This window comes from Streptomyces sp. CB02414 (assembly GCF_001905385.1).
Taxonomy (GTDB): Bacteria; Actinomycetota; Actinomycetes; order Streptomycetales; family Streptomycetaceae; genus Streptomyces.
The window spans coordinates 438,309-461,200 of record NZ_LIPF01000004.1; the positions used below are offsets into that span (position 1 = coordinate 438,309).

Consider the following 22,892-nt stretch of genomic DNA (forward strand, 5'->3'; position numbering starts at 1 on the left):
AGGCGCCGGCGTCACAGGACGTCGTAGGTCACGTGCGTGGCCGTCGTCGTCGCGGTCACGCGGCGCTGCACCAGCGTCCGCCGCTCCCCGCCGGTGAACAGGGGCGTCCCGGAGCCCAGCACGACGGGTGCGAGGTGCAGCGTCAGCGTGTCGACCAGTCCCGCGTCGAGCGCCGAGCCGACGGTGGCCCCGCCGCCCATGAGCACGACGTCGAGGTCCTCGCCGCCGCGTGCCGACGCCGCCTCGGCGCGCTCGCGGGCGGCGGCGACGGCATCCGGCAGGCCGGTGGTGACGAACGTCCAGTCCAGGCCGGTGAGCCGTACCGCCTCGGGCGGCGAGCTCGTCACGACCACGAAGGCGGGTCTGCCGACCTCGTGGGCGCCGTAGCCGGTCGTGTCGTCCCAGCCCTGCGGACCGTCGACCACGTCGAAGAGCCGGCGGCCGAGGACGACGGCCCCCGAGCGGGCGGTCGCCTCCCGCAGGACCCGCCGGTCGTCGGGGTCGTCGGAGAACGCCCAGGTGTGCAGGGCCTCGCCGCCGGTGCCCAGACCGCTGTCCGGGCCGGCGTCCGGACCGGTGACGAAGCCGTCGAGAGAGACGGAGATGTCCGCGATGATGCGTGTCATACCGGTGCGGACCCGATGCGCCGCCGAAACTCATCGCGGGCCGTGACGCACCCTGGTGTTATCGATGCCATTTCCACTATGGTCCCCGTGTTCTCCGGTCGGCAGAGCCGGCCGTCCCGAGGAGCCGCTGGATGGTAGCGATGAACCTGCGAGAACCCCGAACACCCCGAACACCCCGACCGTCACGAGCACCCGCGCCCCCGACGCCCCGGCGTTCGGTCCGGTGGAGACCGGGCACGGCGGCCGCCGTCGGCGCGATGCTGGTCGTGAGCGCCTTGTCGACCGCTGCCATGCCCGCCCACGCGGACGGCCGGGACCCTGCCACGCCCGCGGGCGCGTCCGCGGCGTGGGCGCCGGTCCCGCCGTCCGAGCCCGACGACCCGGCCACCCCCGTCGCGCTGTCGCGCGCCGGACTGACCGTGCGGGTCGCCGAGGAGTTCCCGCAGATCGTCTCGTACGACCTCGACGGCCGCCGGCTGGACGGCAAGGCGGAGGTCCTGGACACCTTCACCGTCAACGGCAAGCCCCACAAGGCCCGCACCACGATGAAGGCGAACCGGCACAAGGCCACCTACACCTCCACCTTCGCCGCTCTGCCGGACCTCACCCTGACCTCCAGCATCACGGTCACCGACCGGCGCACCGTGGTCTTCGCCGTCGAGAAGATCTCCGGCGGCACCGCGGCGGACGTCAACGAGCTGTCCATACCCGGCCAGTCACTCGTCTCCGTCGACTCCGCCGACCGCGGGGCGAGCCTCGCCCGTACGAAGATCTCGACCGACTCCACGACGACGGCGGACCGGTTCGTGGACATCACCGGCGCCGCCGAGCCCGACAAGGCACCGGTCGGCACGCCGTACGGCTTCGTGTCCCACGACGGACTGGCGGCGGGGCTGATCACCAACGCCACCGACGACTCCGCGCAGGGCAACAACGACAACTGGAACACCCGGCTCCAGTCACGGATCGTGGACGCCGGCGACGGCGCACGCCGCGCCGAACTGTCCGTCGGCGCCTACACGTACGCGCCCAAGGGCGCCACGGACCGGCGGGTCGCCCGCTACGAGCTGCCCAGGACCACCGTCGTCCTCGCCGCGGACGCCAACGGCGACGCCACGGTCGACTGGCAGGACGCCGCCATCGCCCACCGGAACGCCATGGCCCGCCCGCTGGGTGCCGACCGGGTGCCCGAACGGGTCGTCCAGCACATCCCGTTCAACTTCGCCAGCCAGGCCACCAACCCGTTCCTCAAGACGCTCGACAACGTCAAGCGGATCTCGATGGCGACGGACGACCTCGGCCAGTGGGTCCTGGAGAAGGGTTACGCCAGTGAGGGCCACGACTCCGGGCACCCGGACTACGGCGGCAACGAGAACGTCCGGGCGGGCGGTCGCGCCGAATTCAACGAGCTGATCCGCGAAGGCGCCCGCTACAACGCCGACTTCGCCGTGCACGTCAACGCGACCGAGGCCTACCCCCAGGCGAAGAACTTCAGCGACGTGCTGATCAAGGGCCAGGGGCTGGGCTGGAACTGGCTCAACCAGGCCTACCACATCGACCAGCGCACCGACCTGGGCAGCGGCGCCGTCCTGGACCGCTTCCGGCAGCTGCGCAAGGACTACCCCCAGCTCAAGAGCGTCTACATCGACGTGTACTACTCCAGCGGCTGGCTGGCCGACGAACTCGCCTCCGAACTGCGCGAGATGGGCTTCGAGGTCACCACCGAGTGGGCGTACAAGTTCGAGGGAACCTCCATCTGGTCCCACTGGGCGAGCGACAAGAACTACGGCGGCGCCACCAACAAGGGCATCAACTCCAACATCGTGCGCTTCATCGCCAACTCCGACCGCGACGTGTGGAACGTCGACCCGCTGCTGGGCGGCACCAGCATCAAGGAGTTCGAGGGCTGGACCGGGCAGGACGACTGGAACACCTTCTACCGCAACATCTGGACCGACAACCTGCCCACCAAGTTCCTCCAGCACTACCAGGTCATGGACTGGGACTTCGGCAGGAGCGCACGCCTGACCGGCGACGTCGCCGTCACCAGGACCGACGGGGACGAGCGCCGGATCACCATGGGCGACACGGTGGTCCTCGACGGCGACACCTACCTGCTGCCCTGGGGCCGCGCAGGCAAGAAGGACGGCACCTCGTCACCGAGCGACGCCGACAAGATGTACCACTACAGCGCTTCCGGCGGCACGCACACCTTCGACCTCACCCGGCAGTTCGCCGGGACGGAGGACTTCACGCTGTACGAGCTGACCGACCAGGGCCGCTCCGACGCCACCCCGGTCCGCGCCCGTGACGGCCGGGTGACACTGACCGCCGAGGCCGACCGGCCGTACGTACTGGTGCCCCGCGGCGGCAAGGCACCGCACACCGACCCGCGCTACGGCGCGGGCACCGGCCTCGACGACCCCGGCTTCAACGCGGGCGGCCTGGACGCCTGGCACCCGCGCGGCGGCGCGACGATCGAGCGGGCCGACAACGGCGACAACGTCGCCCGGCTGGGCACGGAAGGCTCCCGCATCTCCCAGCGGGTGGACGGCCTGACGCCCGGCAAGCGGTACACGCTCAGCGCCGACGTGGAGATCGCCGCGGGACACCGGCGCGCCACCGCTCTGCGCGTGACCGGAGCCGGTGAGGAGGCCGAGAACACCTTCGACATCACCCCGGCGCGCAACTGGATGGCCGCCGACGAGAAACGGGACACCTACTCCCAGCGCGCCTCCGTGTCCTTCACCGCCCCCGCGAACGGCGAGGTCACCGTCGCCGTCACCGCCGAACCCGGAACGGCCGCAGTCGTCCTCGACGACCTGCGGGTCATGCCGGACACCACGGCGCCGCTGCCGCCGCCCGACAGCGGAGTGATCGCGCAGGACGACTTCGAGGGCAACCGGCCCGGCTGGGGCCCGTTCGTCAAGGGCGACGCCGGCGGCGTCACCGACCCCCGCACCAGCATCAGCGAACTGCACGCCCCCTACAGCCAGAAGGAGTGGAAGAACAGCCACGCGCCGTACGACGACGGCACCCTCGACGGCAAGGCGGTCGACGACGTCATCGGCGGCGGACACTCGCTCAAGTCGCACGCGGAGAACACCGGGCTGGTGTACCGCACGGTCCCCGCGACCGTGCCCTTCGAGGCCGGACACAAGTACGCCGTGTCCTTCCGCTACCAGACCAACGTCCCGGGGCAGTGGGCCTGGGTGACCGGCGCGGACACCGTCGGCGACGGGAAGACCGAGGCCAGGGAGATCACCCGGGAGACCTTCGAACCCGCCCTGGACACCGCCACGTACACCAGGGAGATCGTCGCCGGCTGCGGCGACACCTGGGTCGGCCTGCGCAAGCTCGGCGGGGCCGCGGGCACGGACCTCGTCCTCGACGACTTCCGGGTAGCGGACCTCGGGCCGGTGGACGGCGGCCCGGCCTGCGCCCGCCTGACCGTTCCGGCCAACGCCGACCTCAGCCCGGGCTCGCCCGGCGAGTACCGGACGACGTTCACCAACCACGAGGCGACCGACGCGCGCGACGTCGCGGTGAGCCTGGACGAGGTCCCCGCCGGCTGGACCGTGGAGGTGAAGGAGAAGGACGGCAACCTCTTCGACTCGGTCGCGCCCGGCGAGACCGTCACGACGAGCTGGCTGCTCACCCCGCCCGAGAGTGCCGCGGGCACGACGGCCGGCTGGAAGGCGACGGCCGTCTACGACGAGTCCGGCGTCACCAAGACCGTCACGGCGCGCGCCGGGGCCGCCGTCTCCGACGTACCCGTGCTGTCCCCGGCCTCGATGACGGCGACCGCCGACTCGGAGAACCGCTCCTCCGGCAGTGCGGAGGGCCCGGTCGGCAACGTGCTCGACGGCGACCCCGGCACCATCTGGCACACCGACTACACGGACACGGTCGCGCCCTACCCGCACTGGGTGACCCTGAGGCTGGGCGGGGAGGCCGAGGTGAACGGCCTCGGCTACCTCGGCCGGCAGAGCGGAGGACCGAACGGCCGGGTCGAGGGCTACGAAGTCGCCGTGTCCGACGACGGCCAGGAGTGGACGACGGTGGCCGAGGGCTCGCTCGTGGACGCGCGGGACATCCAGCGCGTCTCCTTCGACCCGGTCCGGGCCTCCTACGTCCGGTTCACCGCGCTGAACGCACTCAACGGGCAACCGTTCGCGGCCGCCGCCGAACTGCGCGTCCACGGCACCCCGGCCGACCCGCCCTCCGGCTTCCCGCCGGGCACGCGGCCGTAGGGTCCGGCCCGGCGGATCAGACCGCGGAGAGCCGGCGGGGCCGCGGGGCATCTGCCACGCCCTCCAGGCAGTGGGCGAGGACGTTCCCGGGCCCCGCGCCCGCGGCATGATCCGCCGGACAGCAGTCCCTGCCGGTCACCGCGCGCACCGCACCGTCTCAGCCGGCCCCGCCGCCGGCCGGGGCGGTGCTGGCGCGTACGACCAGTCTCGGCTCCACCGAGGCCGGTTCGGGGCCGGCCGCCGGGTCCTCCATGCGCCGGAGCAGGTGACGGAACGCCAGCGCGCCCATGTCCGTGAAGGACTGTGAGACGGTCGTCAGCGACGGGGAGCAGTACGCGGCCAGGTCGATGTCGTCGACCCCGACGACCGAGACGTCCCGGGGCACCTCGCGGCCCGACTCGTGCAGGGCCCGGATGACGCCGAAGGCCATCTCGTCACTGGCGGCGAAGACGGCGGTCACCTCGGGGATCCGGGCCAGGACCAGGCCGTTGCGGTAGCCCGAGGACGGCGTCCAGTCGCCGGTGAGGACGGGCGGGACGCCGCGGCCCTCGGCCTGCAGCGTCTCCTGCCAGCCCTTGAGCCGGCTCTGCGCGTCCAGCCACGCGTCGGGCCCCGCCACGTGCCAGACCGTCTCGTGGCCGAGGTCGAGCAGGTGACGTGTGGCCAGCCGGGCCGCCTCCACCTGGTCGACGGCCACCACCTCCGAGGCGGCGGTGCGGGAACCGTCCACCGTCACGGTCGGCAGCGACCGGGTCAGCTGCTCGATGCGCGGGCTGACGTGGATCAGCGGGATGGCGAGGACGATCCCCTCGACGCCCTGGTCCGCGAGCCGGGCCAGCGCCGCCTCGACGACGGAGGTGTCGAGCGACTCGGTGGAGGCCGTGACCACCGACCAGCCGGCCGCGCGGGCCGCCTGCTCGATGCCGAAGGTCAGGGTGACCCGCGAGTAGAACGTCGTCTGCAGCGTCACCACGCCGATGGTCCGGCTGCGTCCGGAGGAGAGTGCTCCCGCCGCGCTGTTCTTGCGGTAGCCGAGCTGTTCGACGGCGGCGAGCACCTTGGCGCGGGTCTCCGGACGGACGTTGGGGTGACCGGACAGCGCGCGCGACACGGTCTGCGCGGAGACCCCCGCCACCCGGGCCACGTCCGTCATACCGGGCGCCCGTCCGGCCGCCCCCGCACCCTTCGCCGTCTCCATGGGGTCCTCTCTCGCGTAAGCGCTCCGGATGATACCGGGCGGGTCCGGACCACGGGCGATGCGACATTGGCATCGATAACATTCTGTGCCATAGTTCCGGCCATGGAGAGGGAGCCGCGCGGCCCCACCCGTGCACTCACCAGCCCACGCAGTCATGAGGAGGAGCCGTGCCCGCCCTGCTGACCCGTCCGGACGGCCGTCTGCTGCGCGCCGGACGGCCGCACCGAGTCCTGGCCGGTTCGCTGCACTACTTCCGGGTGCACCCGCGCCAGTGGGCCGACCGCCTGGCGCGTCTCGCGGCGATGGGCCTGAACACGGTGGACACCTACATCGCCTGGAACTTCCACGAGCGGCGGCCGGGCGAGCACCGCTTCGACGGCTGGCGGGACGTCGAGCGCTTCGCGGCCCTCGCCTCGGACGCCGGACTCGACGTGATCTTGCGCCCCGGGCCCTACATCTGCGCCGAGTGGGACAACGGCGGCCTGCCCGCCTGGCTCACCGACCGGCCCGGCATGCGCCTGCGTTCCTCGTACACCCCCTACCTGGACGAGGTCGCCCGCTGGTTCGACGTCCTCGTGCCCCGGATCGCCGGCCTCCAGGCCGCCCACGGCGGACCCGTCGTCGCCGTCCAGGTGGAGAACGAGTACGGCAGCTACGGCGACGACCACACCTACGTCCGGTGGGTGCACGACGCCCTGACCGCGCGGGGCATCACCGAGCTGTGCTACACCGCCGACGGTCCGACCGAGCTGATGCAGGACGGTGGCTCCCTCCCCGGTGTGCTGGCGGCGGCCACGTTCGGCTCGCGCGCCGCCGAGGCCGCCCGGCTGCTGCGCTCGCGCCGCAGCGGGGAGCCGTTCGTGTGCGCGGAGTTCTGGAACGGCTGGTTCGACCACTGGGGCGAGAAGCACCACACCCGGTCGTCCGAGAGCGCGGTGGCCACTCTGTCCGAGATCCTCGCCGAGGGCGGCTCCGTCAGCCTCTACCCCGCGCACGGCGGCACCAACTTCGGCCTGTGGGCGGGAGCCAACCACGCGGACGGTGCCATCCAGCCCACGGTCACCAGCTACGACTCCGACGCGCCGATCGCCGAGCACGGCGCCCTGACCGACAAGTTCCACCGGATGCGCGAACTGCTGCTGACCGCGACCGGCCGCCCGCCCCGGCCGCTGCCCGAACCGCCCGCGCTCCTGCCCGCCCGCACCCTGCCCGTCACCCCGGGCGCGCCCCTGCTCCCGGCGCTCGAAGCCGTCGGCGAGGCCGTGCACTCGTCCGACCCGCTCAGCTTCGGGGAGCTGGGTCTGTCCGGCGGTCTCGTCCTCTACCGGGCGCACCCCGTGCTGCCGCACGGCCGGGTCGAGCTGGGCGTGTCCGGGCTGCACGACCGGGCGCAGGTCTTCGTCGACGGCGAGCCCGCCGGAATCCTCGACCGCGAGACGGGCACCCTCGCACTCGACGGGGCGGGCCGGGCGGTCCGCCTCGAACTCCTGGTCGAGAACCAGGGCCGCATCAACTACGGCCCGCTCCTCGGACAGGGCAAGGGCATCCTCGGCGGGGTCCGGATCGACCGCCGGCTGGTGCACCGCTGGACCATGCGCCCGCTGTCCCTCGACGAATGGACCGCCGACGACCTCGGCCGGGCCACCGCCGCGCCGGAACGCTCCGCGACCGCGCCGACGGCGGACCCGGGCGTGCCGGGCCGCCGGGCGGGGTTCGCCACGGCCGCCTTCACCGCCGACGGAGCGGCCGACGCCTTCCTCGCCCTCCCCGGCTTCCGCAAGGGTTTCGTCTGGATCAACGGCTTCCTGCTCGGCCGCTACTGGAACACGGGACCGCAGGTCACTCTCTACCTGCCCGCCCCCCTCACCACCGCCGGCGACAACACCCTCACCGTCCTCGAACTGGAACGGGCGGGCGACCGCGTGGAACTGCGCGAGCGCCCCGAACTCGGCCCGCCGCAGGAGTACGTCGAGATCTTCGACTGAACCCCCGGCCCCGGCCGGGCCCGCTCGGTGTGCCCGCGTCGCCGGCAGGTGGGAGACTTGCCGTGTTCGGGGCACAGGGAGGTGCCCTCCGGCGAAGGACGGGCGGACGGATCATGCGGGGAGAGCAACCCGTCGCAGCCGCCCGGTCCGTGCGCGATCCCGGAGCGGCCGATGTTCCGCAAGCGTCCGGCACCTGACGGCGAAGAGCTCCTGGACCGTCTCGCCACGCTGACCACACGGGCGCGGGAGCTCGCCGAGCTGCGGCGCTCCCAGGTGGAACTCGCCATCGCCCTGCAACGCGACATGCTTCCCGCGGACCTGCCCGTGGTCCCCGGCTTCCACCTCGCCGCCCGGTACGCGCCCGCCTACGCCGGGCTCAACGTGGGCGGCGACTGGTACGACGCCTTCATGCTCCCCGACGGCAGGTTCGGCCTCTCCGTCGGCGACGTGCAGGGCCACGCCATCGACGCGGCGGCGTTCATGGGCCAGGTCCGGGCCGGTCTGCGCGCCCTGGCCTCCGTCACGGGCGAACCCGGCGACCTCCTCGCCCGCACCAACGACCTCGTCCTCTCCCTGGGCAAGGACCTCTTCGCCACCTGCACCTTCATGCGGTTCGACCCCGCCACCGGGGTCATGGAGAGCGCCCGGGCCGGCCACATCCCCTGCGTCTGGGCCACGGCGGACGGGCGGGCGGGGGTGTCCGACGACGAAGGGGGACCGCCGCTGGGTGTGGTGAGTGGTGTCGAGTACCCGGTGACCCGGTACCGGCTCGCCCTGGGCGGAGTGTTCGTGCTTCTCACCGACGGGGTGGTCGAGGGACCCGCGCTGAACGTCGACGAAGGCCTCGAGAGGGTCGTCCGGCTGGCGGGCATCGCGGCCGTCGCCGGCATGGACGCCCCCGCGCTCGCGGCGGCCGTGCTGAAGAACGCCGAGCTGGTCGGCCACGACGACGACGCGGCCGTCCTGGTCGTGGGCCACGACGCGCGCGCCGTTACCCCATAGGGCGGCGTACGGGGTGCCTTCCGCCTCGCCGAGGTGGCGCGGGCGGTGTCTGATGGCTGCTGTGGTGGGTATTCGCGCGTGGCCCCGGCCGGTCGTCCTCGCTCTCGGGACGCTGCTCGTCGCCGCCTGCTACTACGCGGCGGGACGGCTCGGGCTCATGCAGCAGCTGGTGGCGGAGGGCGCCGTGGTCACCCCCATCTGGCCGCCCACCGGACTGGCGGTGACCTGTCTGCTGCTGTTCGGCCCGGCGTGCGTGCCGGGCATCGCCATCGGCGCCCTGCTGGTCGTCGCCTCCATCACCCCTCCGGGGCCGGCCGCCATCGGTGTGGTGGCCGGGAACACGGCCGCCCCGGTCTGCGCCTACCTGATGCTGCGCGCCGTGGGCTTCCGCACGGACCTGGCCCGCATCCGCGACGGTGTGGCACTCGTCTTTCTCGGGGCGCTGGCCGCCATGCTGATCAGCTCGGGAGCGGGCGTCGCCATGCTTGCCGCCGGGGGCAAGCTGCCCGCCGGCGACGTCTGGTTCGTGTGGCTGGCCTGGTGGGTGGGGGACGCCATGGGCGTCGTCCTCGTCACCCCGCTGCTGCTCCTGCTCCGCCGCGGTCGCCGGGCGCCCCCGCGCGGCCGGTGGGCGGAGGCGGCGGTGCTCGTCGTGGCCGCGGGCGCGGTGGTGCCGCTGGCCGCCTACAGCCGGGTCAGCATGCTGTTCCTGGTGTATCCGCTGCTGATCTGGGCCGCGCTCCGCTTCCAGCTGGCCGGGAGCATGCCGTGTGCCCTCTTCGCCTCCGTCGTGACGACCGTCGCGGCCGGTGACGACGCGGGCTCCTTCGGGCGGCTGACCGACGTCGAGGTGATGGTGAAGCTGCAGGCGTTCAACGGCACCATGGCCCTCACCGCGCTGCTGCTCTCCGCCGTCATCAGCGAGCAGCTCCACACCCGGCGCTCGGTGGAGCGGGCCTGCCAGGAACTGGTCGAGGCGCTGCAGCACCTGAGCGCCGGGACGCCTCCGGGCCCGCCCCGGCACACCGGGGGAGGCCCGACCGGGGCGTCGGGAGAGTAGGGAGCAGACGCCCGGGGGCGGGCACCCGTCCCGGGGCGTTGCGCCATGTGACGCAGATCGCATGGAAAATTCAGGACGCCGGGAATCGGCCAGTGCTGCGATAACCGGATATCGGACGGCCCCTGCCCGACTGTCGAGATCAGTGGCCGCAGCCGCTCATCAATCTTTGAACTAAAGGTTGAATGCCGATCATGGCCCGGAAAACCATGGTGAAACGTACCGGCGGGGGAGTGGCGCCAAGAACCGGAACCACGGAAACCGCAGGATTTAACGTCTCGTTCATGACTCAGCTGGACGTAAGGCCCGGGGCCGACGACACGGGCGACGGAGCCGCCGCCGACGGCATGCGGGCCAAGGGCCTCAGTGGCAACTCCGTGGGACTGCTGGGCAGCGCCGTCATCGGTGTCTCCACCGTGGCCCCCGTGTACTGCCTCACCTCCACCCTCGGCTCCACCGCCGGTGAGGTCGGCGTGCAGATGCCGGCCGTGTTCCTCGCCGGGTTCCTGCCGATGCTGCTCGTCGCCTTCGCCTACCGCGAGCTGAACCGGGCCATGCCCGACTGCGGCACCTCCTTCACCTGGACGGTGAAGGCCTTCGGCCCGCGGGTGGGCTGGATGTGCGGCTGGGGCCTGGTCATCGCCACGATCATCGTGCTGTCGAACCTGGCCGGGGTCGCCACCTCGTACTTCTGGCTGCTCGCCGGCGAGGTCACCGGAAGCGAGTCGGTGGCGGCGCTCGACGACAACAAGGCCGTGCACATCGTGACCTGTCTGGCGCTCATCGCGATCGCCACCGTGATCAGCTACCGCGGCATGACGGCGACCAAGGGCCTGCAGTACACACTGGTCGCCCTGCAGCTGCTGGTGCTGGCCGTGTTCGTCGCCATGGCCTTCAGCAAGGCGGGCGACGCCGAGTTCGCCACCTCGGCCGAGTTCTCCTGGTCCTGGCTGAACCCCTTCGCCGTCCAGTCCTTCGCCGCCTTCACGGCCGGGCTCTCGCTGTCGATCTTCATGTACTGGGGATGGGACGCCTGCCTGACGGCCAACGAGGAGACCAGCGGCAGCAGCCGTACGCCGGGCCGCGCGGCGCTGGTCGCCATGGTCGTCCTGGTCGGCTCCTACCTGGCCACCGGAGTCGCCGCGCAGATGGTCGTGGGCTCCGGCGACCAGGGCCTCGGACTGGCCAACCCCGAGACCTCGGACAACGTCTTCGCCGCGCTCGCCGGCCCCGTCATGGGACCGGCCCTGGGCGTCCTGCTGTTCGTCGCGGTACTGGCGTCGGCCGCGGCCAGTCTGCAGACGACCTTCATCCCGGTGGCCCGTACGGTGCTCGCCATGTCGGCGTACGAGGCGCTGCCCGCCTCCTACGCCGACGTGCACCCCCGCTTCCGCACGCCGGGCCGGGCCACGGTGACCGCCGGTGTCGCCACCGGCGTCTTCTACACGGTGATGACCCTGGTCAGCGAGCACGTCCTGGTCGACACCATCTACGCGCTCGGCCTGATGATCTGCTTCTACTACGCCCTGACGGCCTTCGCCTGCGCCTGGTACTTCCGCGCCGACCTCCTGCGGTCCGGCCGTGACCTGCTGTTCAAGGGGATCTGCCCGGTGCTCGGCGGGGTGCTGCTCGCGGCCGTCTTCACCAAGACCCTCGTCGACATGTGGGACCCCGCCTACGGCAGCGGATCGTCCGTCCTCGGCGTCGGCTCGGTCTTCGTCATCGGCGTGGGCCTGCTCCTGCTCGGCGTGGTCATCATGACGGTGATGAGCCGGCGCAGCCCCGCCTTCTTCCGCGGCGAGGTGCTCACGAGGTCGACACCCGCACTGATCGCTGAGGACTAGTTAGCTTAGGCTAGCCTTCTCTCATGGCGAAGGTCCGGCGGCTGGTGCCGCAGAATCCCAGGATGTTCCGTGCCCGCGTAGTGCGCACCGAGCGCGTCTCCCCGTCGATGCACCGGGTGACCGTCAACGGAGCGGACCTCGGCGAGTTCCCGTGGCTGGGCTACGACCACTGGTTCCGCCTGTTCCTCCAACTGCCCCACCAGCGCCGCCTGCGGCTGCCGGAGTTCTCGGGTACCCGGTGGTGGCAGCCGTACCTGGAGATCCCCGAGGAAGAGCGGCCGCACTGCGCCAACTACTCCGTGGCCGACTTCCGCCGGGAGACGGCGGAGATGGACATCGACTTCGTGGTGCACCGCGACGCCACCGGCGCCGTCGAGGGCAGGGCGGCCGTCTGGGCCTGCGCGGCCCGCCCCGGTGACGCCCTCGCCGTCCTCGACCAGGGCGTCCTGTTCGACCGCCCGCGCGACGCCTCGGAGGTCGTCGTCGTGGCCGACGAGACGGGTCTGCCCGCCACCGCGTCGATCCTGCGCTCACTGCCGCGGGACACCGTGGGACGGCTCATCCAGGAAGTGCCCACCGACAGCGACAGGCGTCCCCTCGATGCCCCGGCCGGAGTCACCGTCACCTGGGTCGTGCGCCGCGACGGTGCCGCCGTGCCCGGCGCGGCGGCACTCGACGAGGTACGGCGGATCGGCTCCGTCAGCCCGGCGGGATACGCCTTCGTCGTCGGCGAGTCGGCCCTGGCCACCGAGGGACGCAAGCACTTGCACCGCCTCGGCCTGCCCAAGGACCGCATCACCTTCTCGGGCTTCTGGCGGCACGAGACGTCGGCGCGGGCCGCCTGAGACGGACTCAGCGGCGGCGGCGCGCGAGACGGCGGAACGCCCGCGCCCCGGCGGTGGGCGCCGGCAGCCGGCCCGCGACCGCGTCGGCGAGCAGCGTGCCGACCGTCTCGGCCGCGCACCGGCGGTTCGCGCCGATGCCGCCCGACGGCCCGCGCTTGATCCAGCCCACCACGTAGGTGCCGGGCAGGCCGGTCACCCGTCCTCGTTCGTGCGGCACGGTCCCCGAACCCTCGTCGAAGGGCAGCCCCGGCTGCGGCACCCCGCGGTACCCGACGGCCCGCAGCGCCAGACCCGCGGCGATCTCCTGCTCACTGGCTCCTCCGGTGGCCCGCACGGCCCTGAGGCTCTCGTCGCCGCGCATCTCCAGTGGCTCGGAATGGAAGCGGAAGACGATGCGGCGCCGCTGCCCGGACGGGTCCGGCGGCGCGGACCAGTCGACGGCCTCGCGCGGTACGTCCCGGAACAGCGCGGCCTTCTCCGCAGCTCCGGCCGCCTCGATCGCCCTGCCGACGCGCGGATCGTGGTCGTCCACGACCAGGTCGACGCCCGGGAGGTTCTTCAGGGCGAGGAGTTCGGTCCCGGTGCAGGCGGCGTGTTCCGGGCCCCGGCGTCCGAGGAGCACCACCTCGCGCACCTTGCTGCGGCGCAGCTCCTCCAGCGCGTGGCCCGCGACGGCCGTGCCGGTCAGGGTGGCGGGGTCGCAGGCCAGGAGGCGGGCGACGTCGAGGGCGACGTTGCCGTTCCCGACCACGACGACCCGGTCCGCCGAGAGGGCGACGGCGTCCGGGGCGACCTCCGGGTGGGCGTTGTACCAGGCGACGAACCCGGTCGCCGCGATGCTGCCGGGCAGGTCCTCGCCGGGTATGCCCAGGCGCCGGTCGGTGGCCGCGCCCACGGCGTAGATCACCGCGTCGTGGTGCGCGGCGAGTTCGGCGGCCGTGACGTGGGTGCCCACGTCGAGGCCGAGGTGCATGCGCACCCGGGGGTGCGTGTGGAAGCGGGCGAAGGTCTCGCCGATCCGCTTCGTCGCCAGGTGGTCGGGTGCCACGCCGTACCGGATCAGCCCGCCGGGCACGGGAAGCCGGTCGACGAGGGTGACCTCGGAGCGGGTGTGCAGCAGCAGGTCCTCCGCGGCGTACATCCCGGCCGGTCCGGTGCCGACGACCGCCACCCGCAGCGGCGCGAAGTCGGCGGGCAGCACACGCTCGAACTCCGGCGTGCCCCAGGCGTGGAAGTTCGGCCCGTGGTCCACCGCATCCCGCGGTTCCGGCTGCCCGGACCGCTCGAAGAAGGCGGCGTTGATCGCGGCGTACGGCTGCTGCGCCGGCGTCAGCTCCTCGGCCGGACGGACGGCGTCCACCGGGCAGGCGTCGGCGCAGGCGCCGCAGTCGATGCAGGCGGCCGGGTCGATGTACAGCATCTCCGTGGCACCGAAGTCCCGTTCCCCGGGGGCGGGGTGGATGCAGTTGACCGGGCAGACGGCCACACAGGCGGCGTCGGTGCAGCAGTTCTGGGTGATCGCGAAGGTCATGTCGTCCGCTCGCCGGGTGGTCGTCAGATGAGGTAGGCGCGCTTGTAGAAGAACAGCGCGGGCTTGGTGAGCAGGCCCACCGAGCTCAGGAACGTCATCAGTCCCGAGCAGCTGGAGCGCATCATCGCCTTGTGGTGCTCGTTGGCCTTCGCCTCGCGGAGCGCGCGCTCCTCGTCCAGCCCGGCGTTGGCGTACACCTTCCGGTTCACCATGCTGGTCACGATGACGTAGGCGGCCACCGCGATGAGCAGGGCGTGGATCCGCACGCGTACCCGTCCGGCGCGCGCGAGGTGCTTGCGCGTCTCGTCGCGGGCGAACTTCATGTGCCGTGACTCCTCCACGACGTGGATGTTGTTGATGGTGCGGACGAACGGCACCACCCGCTCGTCGCGCATCCAGTCCCGCTGCATCACGTCGAGGACCTCCTCGGCGACCAGGATCGCAGCGTAGGCCGCCTCGCCGAACGCGACGGTCTTGAAGAGCCTGCCGAGTTCGACCGCCACGCGGTGCGGCCGGTAGGCCGGTGCCCCGAGCTTCTTGGCCCCGCGGGCGAACATGATCGAGTGGCGGCACTCGTCGGCTATCTCGGTCAGCGCCCACTGGAAGGTGTCGTCCGTCGGGTCCTTCGCGTAGATGTCCCGCAGCACCATCTGCTGGAGGATCATCTCGAACCAGATCCCGGTGCTGGCCACGGACGCGGCTTCCTGGCGGGTGAGGGCCTTGCGCCGGTCGTCGGTCAGCTCGTCCCAGTACCGCGTCCCGTAGAGGGTGCTCCACTCCGGGCTGGCCCCGTGGAAGTCCTCGTCGAGCGGGGTCTCCCAGTCGACCTCGGTGAGGGGGTCGTACGAGAGCTGCGCGGACGAGTCGAGCAGCCGCCGCGCGATGCTCTCGTCCGGGGTGTGGCTCTTGGTCCTTGGCCGCGAGATGTGGATGGCCATGCAGGGGCTCCTCGAGTCGAGTCGGGGACGGTCCTCGCCCAGCGCTGCTATTACCGTCGGTAACACAGTCTCCTTGTTGACGGACCTTATAGCAAGGGACGGCGTGTGACTACCCACTGGTAACCGGGAAGTGGGCGGCCACCGGTCAGCGGGGCGGAGTGGCGAGGGCCGCGAGCAGGAGGTCCGCCGGGAGCGCGGCAGCCGTCCGTCCCCCGAAGCCGGTGGTCGTGGTGGCCGCGAGCAGCGAGTTGAGCACCGCTTCCTCGACGCCGTCGAGCACGGCCTCGAAGAGCGGGCCGAGTTCGGCGTCCGCCACCGGGCCGGCCGCGGGGGGCGCCGTGCCGAAGGCGATGGCGTAGTCCCCGCTGCCGTGGCTGTACCCCGCGCCCGTGCGGGCCAGCGCGAACACCGCGCGCCGCGCGACACGGGTGAGCTGCCGGGCGTCCAGCGGTGCGTCCGTGGCCACCACGATCATGCAGGAACCGGCGTCGGAGCCGGGTGCCGGAGTACCGGCGCCCACGGACCCAGGGGTGAGGGTGCGGCCGAGAACTCGCAGCGTGCCGCCGAAGTTGGCCTGCACCAGGACGCCGGCGGTGCAACGGCGGTCCGCCACTTCCGTGACGCGTGACGCGGTGCCGATGCCCGCCTTGAAGCCGAGCGCGACGGTGCCCGTGCCCGCGCCGACACACCCCTCGTCCACCGGCCCGCCGGAGGCGGTGTCGAGGGCCGCCCGCACGTGCTCCTCCCGTACCGGCCGGGCGCGGATGTCGGACAGGAGGCCGTCGTTGCACTCGCCCACCACGGGATTCAGGCTCAGCACGTTCTCGCACCCGGGCCGCTCGAGCATCCAGCCGACGAGTGCGTCGGCGACGCGGAAGGCCGACAAGGTGGAGGTGAGCACTACCGGGGTCTCCAGCGTGCCGAGTTCGGCGAGTTGGGTGGTGCCGATGAGCTTGCCGTAGCCGTTGCCGGTGAACACCCCGGCCGGCAGGGGCGTCCGGGGGCCGACGAGGTCGGGTACGACGGCGGTGACTCCGCTGTGCACGTCGGGCTCGTGGCGCACGGTGGTGTGTCCGACGCGGACGCCGGGCACGTCCGTGATGGCGTTGAGGGGGCCGGGGGCGGCGGTTCCGATGACGATGCCGAGGTCCCGGGAGCGGGGGCGGACGGGGGCGGACGGGCGCTGGGGGAGAGGCGGTTGTTCCATGCGGGGACGCTACTCGTTGTCTCCCCCGGCCGACGAGCCGTGTCAGCGGGACCTCTACCTGCCCTCCGCCTCGCAGTGCAGGCACCGTTCGAGGTGGGGGAAGGCGTGCAGGCGCTCGGGGTCGATCGCCTCGCCGCACCGCGCGCAGCGCCCGAAGTCTCCGGTGTCCAGGCGGACCAGGGCCGCCTCGGTCCGGGCCAGCAGCTCGCGCGCGCCGCCCGTCTCCCTGCGGTGCCGGTCCAGCGCCTCGGCCGCCGCGCCGGCGTCCGCCGCGTCCAGCAGGCAGTCGGCCCGCAGCGCCTCGTCCCGCGACGGGGCCGCGGCGATCTGACGGCGGAGTACCGCTGCCTGCTCGGTGAGTCGGCGGCGTGACTCCTCGTCGGCGGCGGGGGTGCCGTCGGCCGGCGGGCGGTCGGTCATGGTCGTCCTGCCTCCTCGGTGGCTTCCCGCACGGTCGGCGTCCTCGCCGTCCTCACGCCCATTGTCCGGACAGGGACCGTCCGGCGCGCCCGCTCGCCCCGTCAGCCCAGCGCGAAGCGCACCGGTGTCCCGGCCACGGCCTGGGCCGCCGCGGCGAGGGCGCCCGGCGCGACGACCGCGACGACGGGGTAGCCCCCGGTCGTCGGGTGGTCGTGCAGGAAGATCACCGGACGTCCGTCGGGCGGAACCTGCACCGCGCCCAGGACCATGCCCTCGCTGGGCAGTTCACCCGCCGACGCCCGTTCGAGCGCCGGTCCCTCCGTGCGCAGGCCGATGCGGTTGCTGTGCGGGGAGACGCGGTAGGTGGCCGAGGTGAGGACGCGCAGGGCGCCCGGGGAGAACCAGTCGGCGCGGGGTCCCAGCCGCACCGGCAGGACCAGCTCGGCGGGGGGCGCGGGCCAGGGGGCGGCCACGGGTACGGCGACGGGTGGGGACGGGACGCCCACCGGGACGACGGCGCCGTCCCGCAGCGGCTGTGGGCCCAGCCCCGACAGGAGGTCCGTCGAGCGGCTGCCGAGGACGGGTTCGACGGCGACGCCTCCCGCCACCGCCACGTACGAGCGCACGCCCGCCGTCGCCGTCCCCACGTCCAGGACCGCACCGGCCGGCACCCGCACCGGGACGCCCCAGGGCGCGGGGCGCCCGTCCACGGTGACGGCGCAGTGCGCGCCGCCGGCCACGACGGTGACGGCCTGGTCGGGCCGCAGGGCACAGCCGGTCAGCGTGGTCTCCAGGACGGCCGCGTCCCGGTCGTTGCCGAGCAGCCGGTTGGCGAGCCGCAGCGCGGGCTCGTCCAGGGCGCCGGAGCGGGGTACCCCCAGGTGGGCGTGGCCGTGCCGGCCGGCGTCCTGCACCGTGGTGAGCGCGCCGGCCCGTACGACGGTGAGCCGGGCCGTCATGCCGCGACCGCCTCGGGAGCGGTGTCCGCCACGACGAACCGGACGCGTGTCCCCGGCGCGAGCAGCGCCGCCCGCTCCCGCGCCGGGTCCCACAGCGGCCCGGGGTCGGGCATGGTGCCGATCAGCTGCCAGCCGCCCGGTGTGGCACGCGGGTAGACGGCGCTGTAGGGCCCGGCGAGGGCGACCGCGCCGGCCGGCACCCGGGTCCTGGGCGTGGCCCGGCGGGGTACGTGCAGCTCCTCGGGCAGCCCGGTGAGGTAGCCGAAGCCGGGGGCGAAGCCGCAGAACGCGACGCGGTAGGCGTGGGCGGTGTGGAGCGCGGCGACCTCTTCCGGAGCGACTCCCCACAGGGCCGCCACGTCGGCGAGGTCCGGCCCGTCGTAGCGTACGGCGATCTCCACGACGTCCCCGTGGTCGGCGGCGGCCGGCGGCACCTCCCAGCCGCCGAGCGCGCGGGCCAGCGCCTCCGGGTCCCGGACGCCGTCCAGCAGCACGGTCCGCGCTCCCGGCACGACCTCCTCGACGGGCGGCAGTCCCCCGGTGGCCCGGCGGCGCAGCACCTCGGCGTGGAAGGCGGCGGTGCGCCCGGCATCGGGCAGTTCGACGAGGAGCGCGTGCCGGCCGACGGGACGCGTCGTGAGGACCGGGCTCCGCGTCATGCGAAGGCCCCGATCGCGACCCCGGCCGACTCCAGCTCCTCGCGGACCCGCGCCGCGATCCTCGCGGCGCCCGGAGTGTCGCCGTGCACACACAGTGACCGGGGGGCGACCTCCACGTTCGTACCGTCCACGGCCTCCACCGAGCCGTGCACCGCGAACGCGAGCGCCCGCCGGACCACGGCGTCCTCGTCCGTCACCACCGCGTCCGGCTCGCGCCGGGACACGAGGGTGCCCTGCGGGGTGTAGGCCCGGTCCGCGAAGGCCTCGGGCACACCCGGCAGCCCGGCCTCCGCGGCGGCGGTGAGCAGCAGCGAGCCGGGGAGGCCGAGTACGGGCAGCGCGCCGCCCGCGAGCCGCACGCCGGCCACGACGGCGCGGGCCTGGCCGGCGTCGTGGACGGTGCGGTTGTAGAGCGCGCCGTGCGGCTTCACGTACGCCACCTCCGCCCCCGCGGCCTCGGCGAAGACCCGGAGCGCGCCGATCTGGTACGCCACCTCGGCCGCCAGTTCCCCGGCGGGTACGTCCATGGCGCGCCGTCCGAAGCCGGCCAGGTCGCGGTAGGAGACCTGGGCCCCGATCCGCACCCCGCGTTCGGCGGCGAGGTCGCAGACGCGGCGCATCACCGAGGGGTCTCCGGCGTGGAAGCCGCAGGCGACGTTGGCGCTGGTGACGACGGACAGGAGGGCGTCGTCGTCGGTGAGGGTCCAGCGGCCGAAGCCCTCACCGAGATCTGCGTTGAGGTCGATCACACCTCGAACCTAGACGATCGTTGAACGATCCGACAAGAGATCGATGATCGGTCGACTCTTGTTAGATCGTTGAACGATCGCTAGTGTCCGTGCATCTGCCACGCATCTGGGGCTATGGTCCGGACCGATGAAGCGTCGGTTCCGTTTGTCTCGGATGCGCGCCCTGCCCCCTCATGCCTGAAGAAGGCCACCGAATGATCGTTCTACTCGGTGTGGTCGTGGTGATCCTCGGATTCGTCACGCGCCGCAACCCCGTCCTCGTGGTGGGCGTCGCCGGTATCGTCACCGGACTGCTCGGCAAGATGAACCCACTGGAGGTCCTCGCGGCCTTCGGCCGGTCCTTCGCCGACAGCCGCTCGGTCACCGTCTACGCCATCGTGCTCCCGGTGATCGGCCTGCTGGAGCGCTACGGCCTGCGCGAGCAGGCCCGCAACCTCATCGGCCGCCTCGGCAAGCTCAGCGCCGGCCGCTTCCTCACCGTCTACCTGCTGGTCCGGCAGGTCACCGCGGCCTTCGGGCTGAACAGCATCGGCGGCCCGGCGCAGACCGTACGCCCCCTGGTGGCACCCATGGCCGAGGCGGCCGCCGAACGCTCCACGGGGGCGAAGCTGCCCGGCCGGCTGCGCGAGAAGGTGCGCTCCTACTCCGCGTCGGCCGACACCGTCGGCGTCTTCTTCGGCGAGGACTGCTTCATCGCCATCGGCTCCATCCTGCTGATCACCGGCTTCGTGAACTCCACGTACCACCAGGAGATCGAGCCGACCCAGCTGGCCCTGTGGGCGATCCCGCTCGCGGTCTGCGCCTTCGTCATCCACGGCGCCCGGCTGCTGCTCATGGACAAGCAGCTGGAGCGCGAGATGGCCGTCGCCGCCGCCGAGCACGACCTGCCGCTTCCCGAGGGGGCCGACAAGTGATCAAAGTCGAATGGCTGTACTGGCTGATAGGCCTGGTCTTCGTCGTCATGGCCGTCCAGATGGCCACCGACCGCAGCAACCCCAAGCGCTGGACGTCCGCCGCCTTCTGGGGTCTGCTCGGACTCACCTTCCCCTACGGCACCGGCGTCGCCAACGCCACGGCCGGCAACGGCGGCTGGACCCTGCCCGCCGAACCGCTCGGCGTCGCCGTCCTGACCCTGGTCGTGCTCGCCGGGTTCAACTTCCTCGGCAAGGGCGTCCCGGTCACCACCACCGGCGCACAGCGCGAGGCGTCCGCCGCCCGGCTCGGCAACAAGATCTTCGTCCCCGCGCTGACCATCCCGCTCGTCGCCATCGTCTGCGCCTCCGTGCTGGACGAGTCCGGTCTGTTCGAGTCCGGCAAGGCCACGCTCCTCGGGCTCGGCCTCGGCTGCGTCGCCGCGCTCGTCGTCGGCATGCTGATCACCGGCGAGAAGAAGGTGACCGTCCCGCTCCACTCCGGCCGTTCCATGCTGGAGGCGATGGGCTCCGCCCTGCTGCTGCCCCAGCTCCTGGCCGTGCTCGGCTCCATCTTCGCCGCCGCGGGCGTGGGCGACCAGGTCGGAAAGATCGTCAACGACGTCCTGCCCGAGGACTCCAAGTACCTCGCGGTGATCGCGTACTGCGTCGGCATGTTCCTGTTCACCGTGATCATGGGCAACGCCTTCGCCGCGTTCCCCGTGATGACCGCGGCGATCGGCTGGCCGATCCTCATCCAGCAGATGCACGGCAACGAGCCCGCCGTCCTGGCGATCGGCATGCTGGCCGGATTCGCCGGCACGCTCTGCACCCCGATGGCCGCCAACTTCAACATCGTCCCGGCCACCCTGCTCGAACTGAAGGACCAGTACGGGCCGATCAAGGCACAGCTGCCGACGGGCATCGCGTTGCTCGGCTGCTGCACCGTGATCATGGCCCTCTTCGCCTTCTGAGCCAAGGAACAACCATGACCCGCGTCCTCATCACCGGCTTCGCCCCCTTCGGCGGCGAGAGCGTGAACCCGTCCTGGCAGGCGGCGTCCCTGGTGGCCGCCGAACCGCCCGCCGGGCTCGACGTCAGGGCCGCCGAACTGCCCTGCGTCTTCGGCGAGTCCCTCGACTTCCTGGGCGACGCCGTCCGCGCCCACACCCCCGACCTGGTGCTCTGCCTGGGCCAGGCGGGCGGACGCCCCGGCGTCACCGTCGAACGCGTCGGCCTCAACGTCGACGACGCGCGCATCCCCGACAACGCGGGCCGGCAGCCCGTCGACGAACCCGTCGTCCAAGGCGGCCCGGCCGCCTACTTCTCCACCCTCCCCGTCAAGGCCTGCGTCGCCGCGATGCGGGAGGCCGGCGTCCCCGCCGCCGTCTCCAACACGGCAGGCACCTTCGTCTGCAACCACGTGGCCTACGGCCTCGGCCACCTCATCGCCACCGAATTCCCGCACACGCGGGGCGGTTTCGTCCACGTGCCCTGGGCGCCGGAACAGGTCACCGACGGCACCGCGCCGTCCCTGCCGTCCGCCACCGTCGCCCACGGCCTGCGCGCCCTCCTGTCCGCGGCCGCCCGCACCCCGGCCGGGCAGGACCTCAAGGTCACCGAAGGAGCCACCCACTGATGCCGCTGAGCACCCACGCCGCGCCCTTCGCCCGGCTCGCCCTCGCCAACATCACCCGCGAGTACCCCAACTTCCCCGCCCACCTGACCACCTCGCCCGACGAGCACCTCGCGCCCCGCTCCCTGCACCCGGCCTTCTACGGCGCCTACGACTGGCACTCCTCGGTCCACATGCACTGGCTGCTCGTCCGCCTGCTGCGCCGCCACGGCGGGACACCCGCACTGCCGGACACCGCACGGGCCGTCGCCGTACTCGACCGGCACCTCACCCCCGGCAATGCCGCCGCCGAAGCCGCCTACCTCCGCGACCGCCCGTCCTTCGAGCGGCCCTACGGATGGGCGTGGCTGCTCGTCCTCGCGGCGGAGTGCCGGGCCCTGAAGAACGAGTCCGGCGCCCGCTGGGCCGACGCGCTGGAGCCGGCCGTCGCCGCCGTCGACGGGCTGCTGGCCGCCTGGCTGCCCAAGGCCACCTACCCCGTACGCCACGGGAACCACCCCAACAGCGCCTTCGCCCTGGGCCTCGCGCTCGACTCGGGGGAACTGTCGCCGGCGACCGACCGCGCCGTGCGCGAACGCCTCCTCACCTGGTTCGCCGACGACCACGACGCGCCCGCGCACTGGGAACCGTCCGGTCAGGACTTCCTGTCCCCGGCGCTGACCGAGGCGGACGCCATGCGCCGGGTGCTGCCGAAGGACGGGTTCGAGGCGTGGCTCGACCGCTTCCTGCCCGCGCTGCGCTCCGGCGCCCCGTGTCCGCTGCTCGATGTGCCCGTGGTCTCCGACCACGCCGACCCGCAGATCGGCCATCTGCTGGGCCTGACCCTCAGCAGGGCGGCCGCCCTGCGTTCCCTGGCCGACACCCTGCCCGAGGGGCCCGTCCGCGGCCGCCTGGACGAGGCGGCCGGCGCCCACCTCGCGGCGGGCCTGCCCGCGGTGGAGCGCGGCGACTTCACCACCGACCACTGGCTGGCGACGTTCGCGGCACTCGCCCTCGACCCCGTCGGTCTCCGCTGATCAGCTGCGCGACGCCGCGGCGTCGGCGCGCACCTGCTCGGGATGCCGCCGCCCCG

At 72.9% G+C, this 22,892-nt stretch carries 19 protein-coding genes; 10 read left to right on the forward strand and 9 right to left on the reverse strand.

The window, feature by feature from the left end:
- Window positions 1-11 precede the first annotated feature (11 nt).
- Entirely contained in the window at window positions 12-626 is a 615-nt protein-coding gene (locus AMK11_RS16080; protein WP_073727551.1) for a dihydrofolate reductase family protein, read from the reverse strand.
- 257 nt (window positions 627-883) lie between these two features.
- On the opposite strand from AMK11_RS16080, the gene AMK11_RS16085 reads away from it, so the two are divergent.
- Window positions 884-4,879, forward strand: coding sequence for an endo-alpha-N-acetylgalactosaminidase family protein (locus AMK11_RS16085; RefSeq protein ID WP_241846987.1), 3,996 nt, complete (start codon window positions 884-886; stop codon window positions 4,877-4,879).
- A 157-nt stretch (window positions 4,880-5,036) separates the two neighbouring features.
- Here the strand turns inward: AMK11_RS16085 and AMK11_RS16090 are convergent, their stop codons facing one another.
- Window positions 5,037-6,077, reverse strand: a complete 1,041-nt coding sequence (locus tag AMK11_RS16090) for a LacI family DNA-binding transcriptional regulator (RefSeq protein ID WP_073727555.1) — start codon at window positions 6,075-6,077, stop codon at window positions 5,037-5,039.
- Between the two features lie 167 nt (window positions 6,078-6,244).
- Between AMK11_RS16090 and AMK11_RS16095 the strand changes: the two genes are divergently transcribed.
- From AMK11_RS16095 to AMK11_RS16115, 5 genes are all read left to right on the forward strand, one after another.
- Window positions 6,245-8,062, forward strand: coding sequence for a glycoside hydrolase family 35 protein (locus AMK11_RS16095; protein WP_073727577.1), 1,818 nt, complete (start codon window positions 6,245-6,247; stop codon window positions 8,060-8,062).
- Between the two features lie 171 nt (window positions 8,063-8,233).
- Window positions 8,234-9,064: a PP2C family protein-serine/threonine phosphatase gene (locus tag AMK11_RS16100; RefSeq protein ID WP_073727579.1), complete on the forward strand. Its 831-nt coding sequence runs from the start codon at window positions 8,234-8,236 to the stop codon at window positions 9,062-9,064.
- A gap of 52 nt (window positions 9,065-9,116) precedes the next feature.
- A complete protein-coding gene (locus AMK11_RS16105) occupies window positions 9,117-10,124 on the forward strand; it encodes an MASE1 domain-containing protein (RefSeq protein ID WP_073727581.1) in 1,008 nt (335 codons plus the stop codon).
- 281 nt (window positions 10,125-10,405) lie between these two features.
- On the forward strand, window positions 10,406-11,965 hold the full coding sequence (locus AMK11_RS16110; protein ID WP_073727583.1) for an APC family permease: 1,560 nt from the start codon (window positions 10,406-10,408) through the stop codon (window positions 11,963-11,965).
- Window positions 11,966-11,988: 23 nt separating this feature from the next.
- A complete protein-coding gene (locus AMK11_RS16115; RefSeq protein ID WP_073727585.1) occupies window positions 11,989-12,810 on the forward strand; it encodes a siderophore-interacting protein in 822 nt (273 codons plus the stop codon).
- Between the two features lie 7 nt (window positions 12,811-12,817).
- On the opposite strand, the gene AMK11_RS16120 is transcribed toward AMK11_RS16115, so the two are convergent.
- The 7 genes from AMK11_RS16120 to AMK11_RS16150 form a co-directional block, all read right to left on the reverse strand.
- Entirely contained in the window at window positions 12,818-14,341 is a 1,524-nt protein-coding gene (locus AMK11_RS16120) for an FAD-dependent oxidoreductase (RefSeq protein WP_073727587.1), read from the reverse strand.
- Window positions 14,342-14,364: 23 nt separating this feature from the next.
- Window positions 14,365-15,279, reverse strand: coding sequence for an AurF N-oxygenase family protein (locus AMK11_RS16125; protein WP_073727589.1), 915 nt, complete (start codon window positions 15,277-15,279; stop codon window positions 14,365-14,367).
- Between the two features lie 145 nt (window positions 15,280-15,424).
- Window positions 15,425-16,486 carry a P1 family peptidase gene (locus tag AMK11_RS16130; protein WP_073727591.1) on the reverse strand — a complete coding sequence of 354 codons (1,062 nt, stop codon included), beginning with the start codon at window positions 16,484-16,486 and terminating at the stop codon, window positions 15,425-15,427.
- 54 nt (window positions 16,487-16,540) lie between these two features.
- Window positions 16,541-16,906, reverse strand: a complete 366-nt coding sequence (locus tag AMK11_RS16135; RefSeq protein WP_073727593.1) for a TraR/DksA family transcriptional regulator — start codon at window positions 16,904-16,906, stop codon at window positions 16,541-16,543.
- Between the two features lie 101 nt (window positions 16,907-17,007).
- Window positions 17,008-17,865: a biotin-dependent carboxyltransferase family protein gene (locus AMK11_RS16140; RefSeq protein ID WP_073727595.1), complete on the reverse strand. Its 858-nt coding sequence runs from the start codon at window positions 17,863-17,865 to the stop codon at window positions 17,008-17,010.
- A complete protein-coding gene (locus AMK11_RS16145; protein ID WP_073727597.1) occupies window positions 17,862-18,524 on the reverse strand; it encodes a 5-oxoprolinase subunit B family protein in 663 nt (220 codons plus the stop codon). Before AMK11_RS16145 ends, AMK11_RS16140 begins: the two co-directional genes overlap by 4 nt.
- Window positions 18,521-19,273 (reverse strand): LamB/YcsF family protein, encoded by a 753-nt coding sequence (locus AMK11_RS16150; protein WP_073727599.1) that lies wholly within the window; start codon window positions 19,271-19,273, stop codon window positions 18,521-18,523. Before AMK11_RS16150 ends, AMK11_RS16145 begins: the two co-directional genes overlap by 4 nt.
- A 194-nt stretch (window positions 19,274-19,467) precedes the next feature.
- Between AMK11_RS16150 and AMK11_RS16155 the strand changes: the two genes are divergently transcribed.
- From AMK11_RS16155 to AMK11_RS16170, 4 genes are read left to right on the forward strand one after another with little or no spacing between them, the layout of a single operon-like run.
- Entirely contained in the window at window positions 19,468-20,187 is a 720-nt protein-coding gene (locus tag AMK11_RS16155) for a DUF969 domain-containing protein (protein ID WP_073727601.1), read from the forward strand.
- Window positions 20,184-21,158 (forward strand): DUF979 domain-containing protein, encoded by a 975-nt coding sequence (locus AMK11_RS16160; RefSeq protein WP_073727603.1) that lies wholly within the window; start codon window positions 20,184-20,186, stop codon window positions 21,156-21,158. Before AMK11_RS16155 ends, AMK11_RS16160 begins: the two co-directional genes overlap by 4 nt.
- A gap of 14 nt (window positions 21,159-21,172) precedes the next feature.
- The gene (gene pcp, locus AMK11_RS16165; protein WP_073727605.1) at window positions 21,173-21,823 is read left to right on the forward strand and encodes a pyroglutamyl-peptidase I; all 651 of its coding nucleotides are present in this window, start codon (window positions 21,173-21,175) and stop codon (window positions 21,821-21,823) included.
- On the forward strand, window positions 21,823-22,836 hold the full coding sequence (locus AMK11_RS16170; RefSeq protein ID WP_073727607.1) for a DUF2891 domain-containing protein: 1,014 nt from the start codon (window positions 21,823-21,825) through the stop codon (window positions 22,834-22,836). The genes pcp and AMK11_RS16170 overlap by 1 nt, the downstream gene beginning before the upstream one ends.
- The last annotated feature ends 56 nt before the right edge of the window (window positions 22,837-22,892 follow it).

What these genes read in the sequence shown, in the direction of transcription:
- AMK11_RS16080 (WP_073727551.1), bottom strand. Translation starts at nt 626, where the DNA reads ATGACACGCATCATCGCGGACATCTCCGTCTCTCTCGACGGCTTCGTC.
- AMK11_RS16085 (WP_241846987.1), top strand. Translation starts at nt 884, where the DNA reads ATGCTGGTCGTGAGCGCCTTGTCGACCGCTGCCATGCCCGCCCACGCG.
- AMK11_RS16090 (WP_073727555.1), bottom strand. Translation starts at nt 6,077, where the DNA reads ATGGAGACGGCGAAGGGTGCGGGGGCGGCCGGACGGGCGCCCGGTATG.
- AMK11_RS16100 (WP_073727579.1), top strand. Translation starts at nt 8,234, where the DNA reads ATGTTCCGCAAGCGTCCGGCACCTGACGGCGAAGAGCTCCTGGACCGT.
- AMK11_RS16105 (WP_073727581.1), top strand. Translation starts at nt 9,117, where the DNA reads ATGGCTGCTGTGGTGGGTATTCGCGCGTGGCCCCGGCCGGTCGTCCTC.
- AMK11_RS16110 (WP_073727583.1), top strand. Translation starts at nt 10,406, where the DNA reads ATGACTCAGCTGGACGTAAGGCCCGGGGCCGACGACACGGGCGACGGA.
- AMK11_RS16115 (WP_073727585.1), top strand. Translation starts at nt 11,989, where the DNA reads ATGGCGAAGGTCCGGCGGCTGGTGCCGCAGAATCCCAGGATGTTCCGT.
- AMK11_RS16120 (WP_073727587.1), bottom strand. Translation starts at nt 14,341, where the DNA reads ATGACCTTCGCGATCACCCAGAACTGCTGCACCGACGCCGCCTGTGTG.
- AMK11_RS16125 (WP_073727589.1), bottom strand. Translation starts at nt 15,279, where the DNA reads ATGGCCATCCACATCTCGCGGCCAAGGACCAAGAGCCACACCCCGGAC.
- AMK11_RS16130 (WP_073727591.1), bottom strand. Translation starts at nt 16,486, where the DNA reads ATGGAACAACCGCCTCTCCCCCAGCGCCCGTCCGCCCCCGTCCGCCCC.
- AMK11_RS16135 (WP_073727593.1), bottom strand. Translation starts at nt 16,906, where the DNA reads ATGACCGACCGCCCGCCGGCCGACGGCACCCCCGCCGCCGACGAGGAG.
- AMK11_RS16140 (WP_073727595.1), bottom strand. Translation starts at nt 17,865, where the DNA reads ATGACGGCCCGGCTCACCGTCGTACGGGCCGGCGCGCTCACCACGGTG.
- AMK11_RS16145 (WP_073727597.1), bottom strand. Translation starts at nt 18,524, where the DNA reads ATGACGCGGAGCCCGGTCCTCACGACGCGTCCCGTCGGCCGGCACGCG.
- AMK11_RS16155 (WP_073727601.1), top strand. Translation starts at nt 19,468, where the DNA reads ATGATCGTTCTACTCGGTGTGGTCGTGGTGATCCTCGGATTCGTCACG.
- pcp (WP_073727605.1), top strand. Translation starts at nt 21,173, where the DNA reads ATGACCCGCGTCCTCATCACCGGCTTCGCCCCCTTCGGCGGCGAGAGC.
- AMK11_RS16170 (WP_073727607.1), top strand. Translation starts at nt 21,823, where the DNA reads ATGCCGCTGAGCACCCACGCCGCGCCCTTCGCCCGGCTCGCCCTCGCC.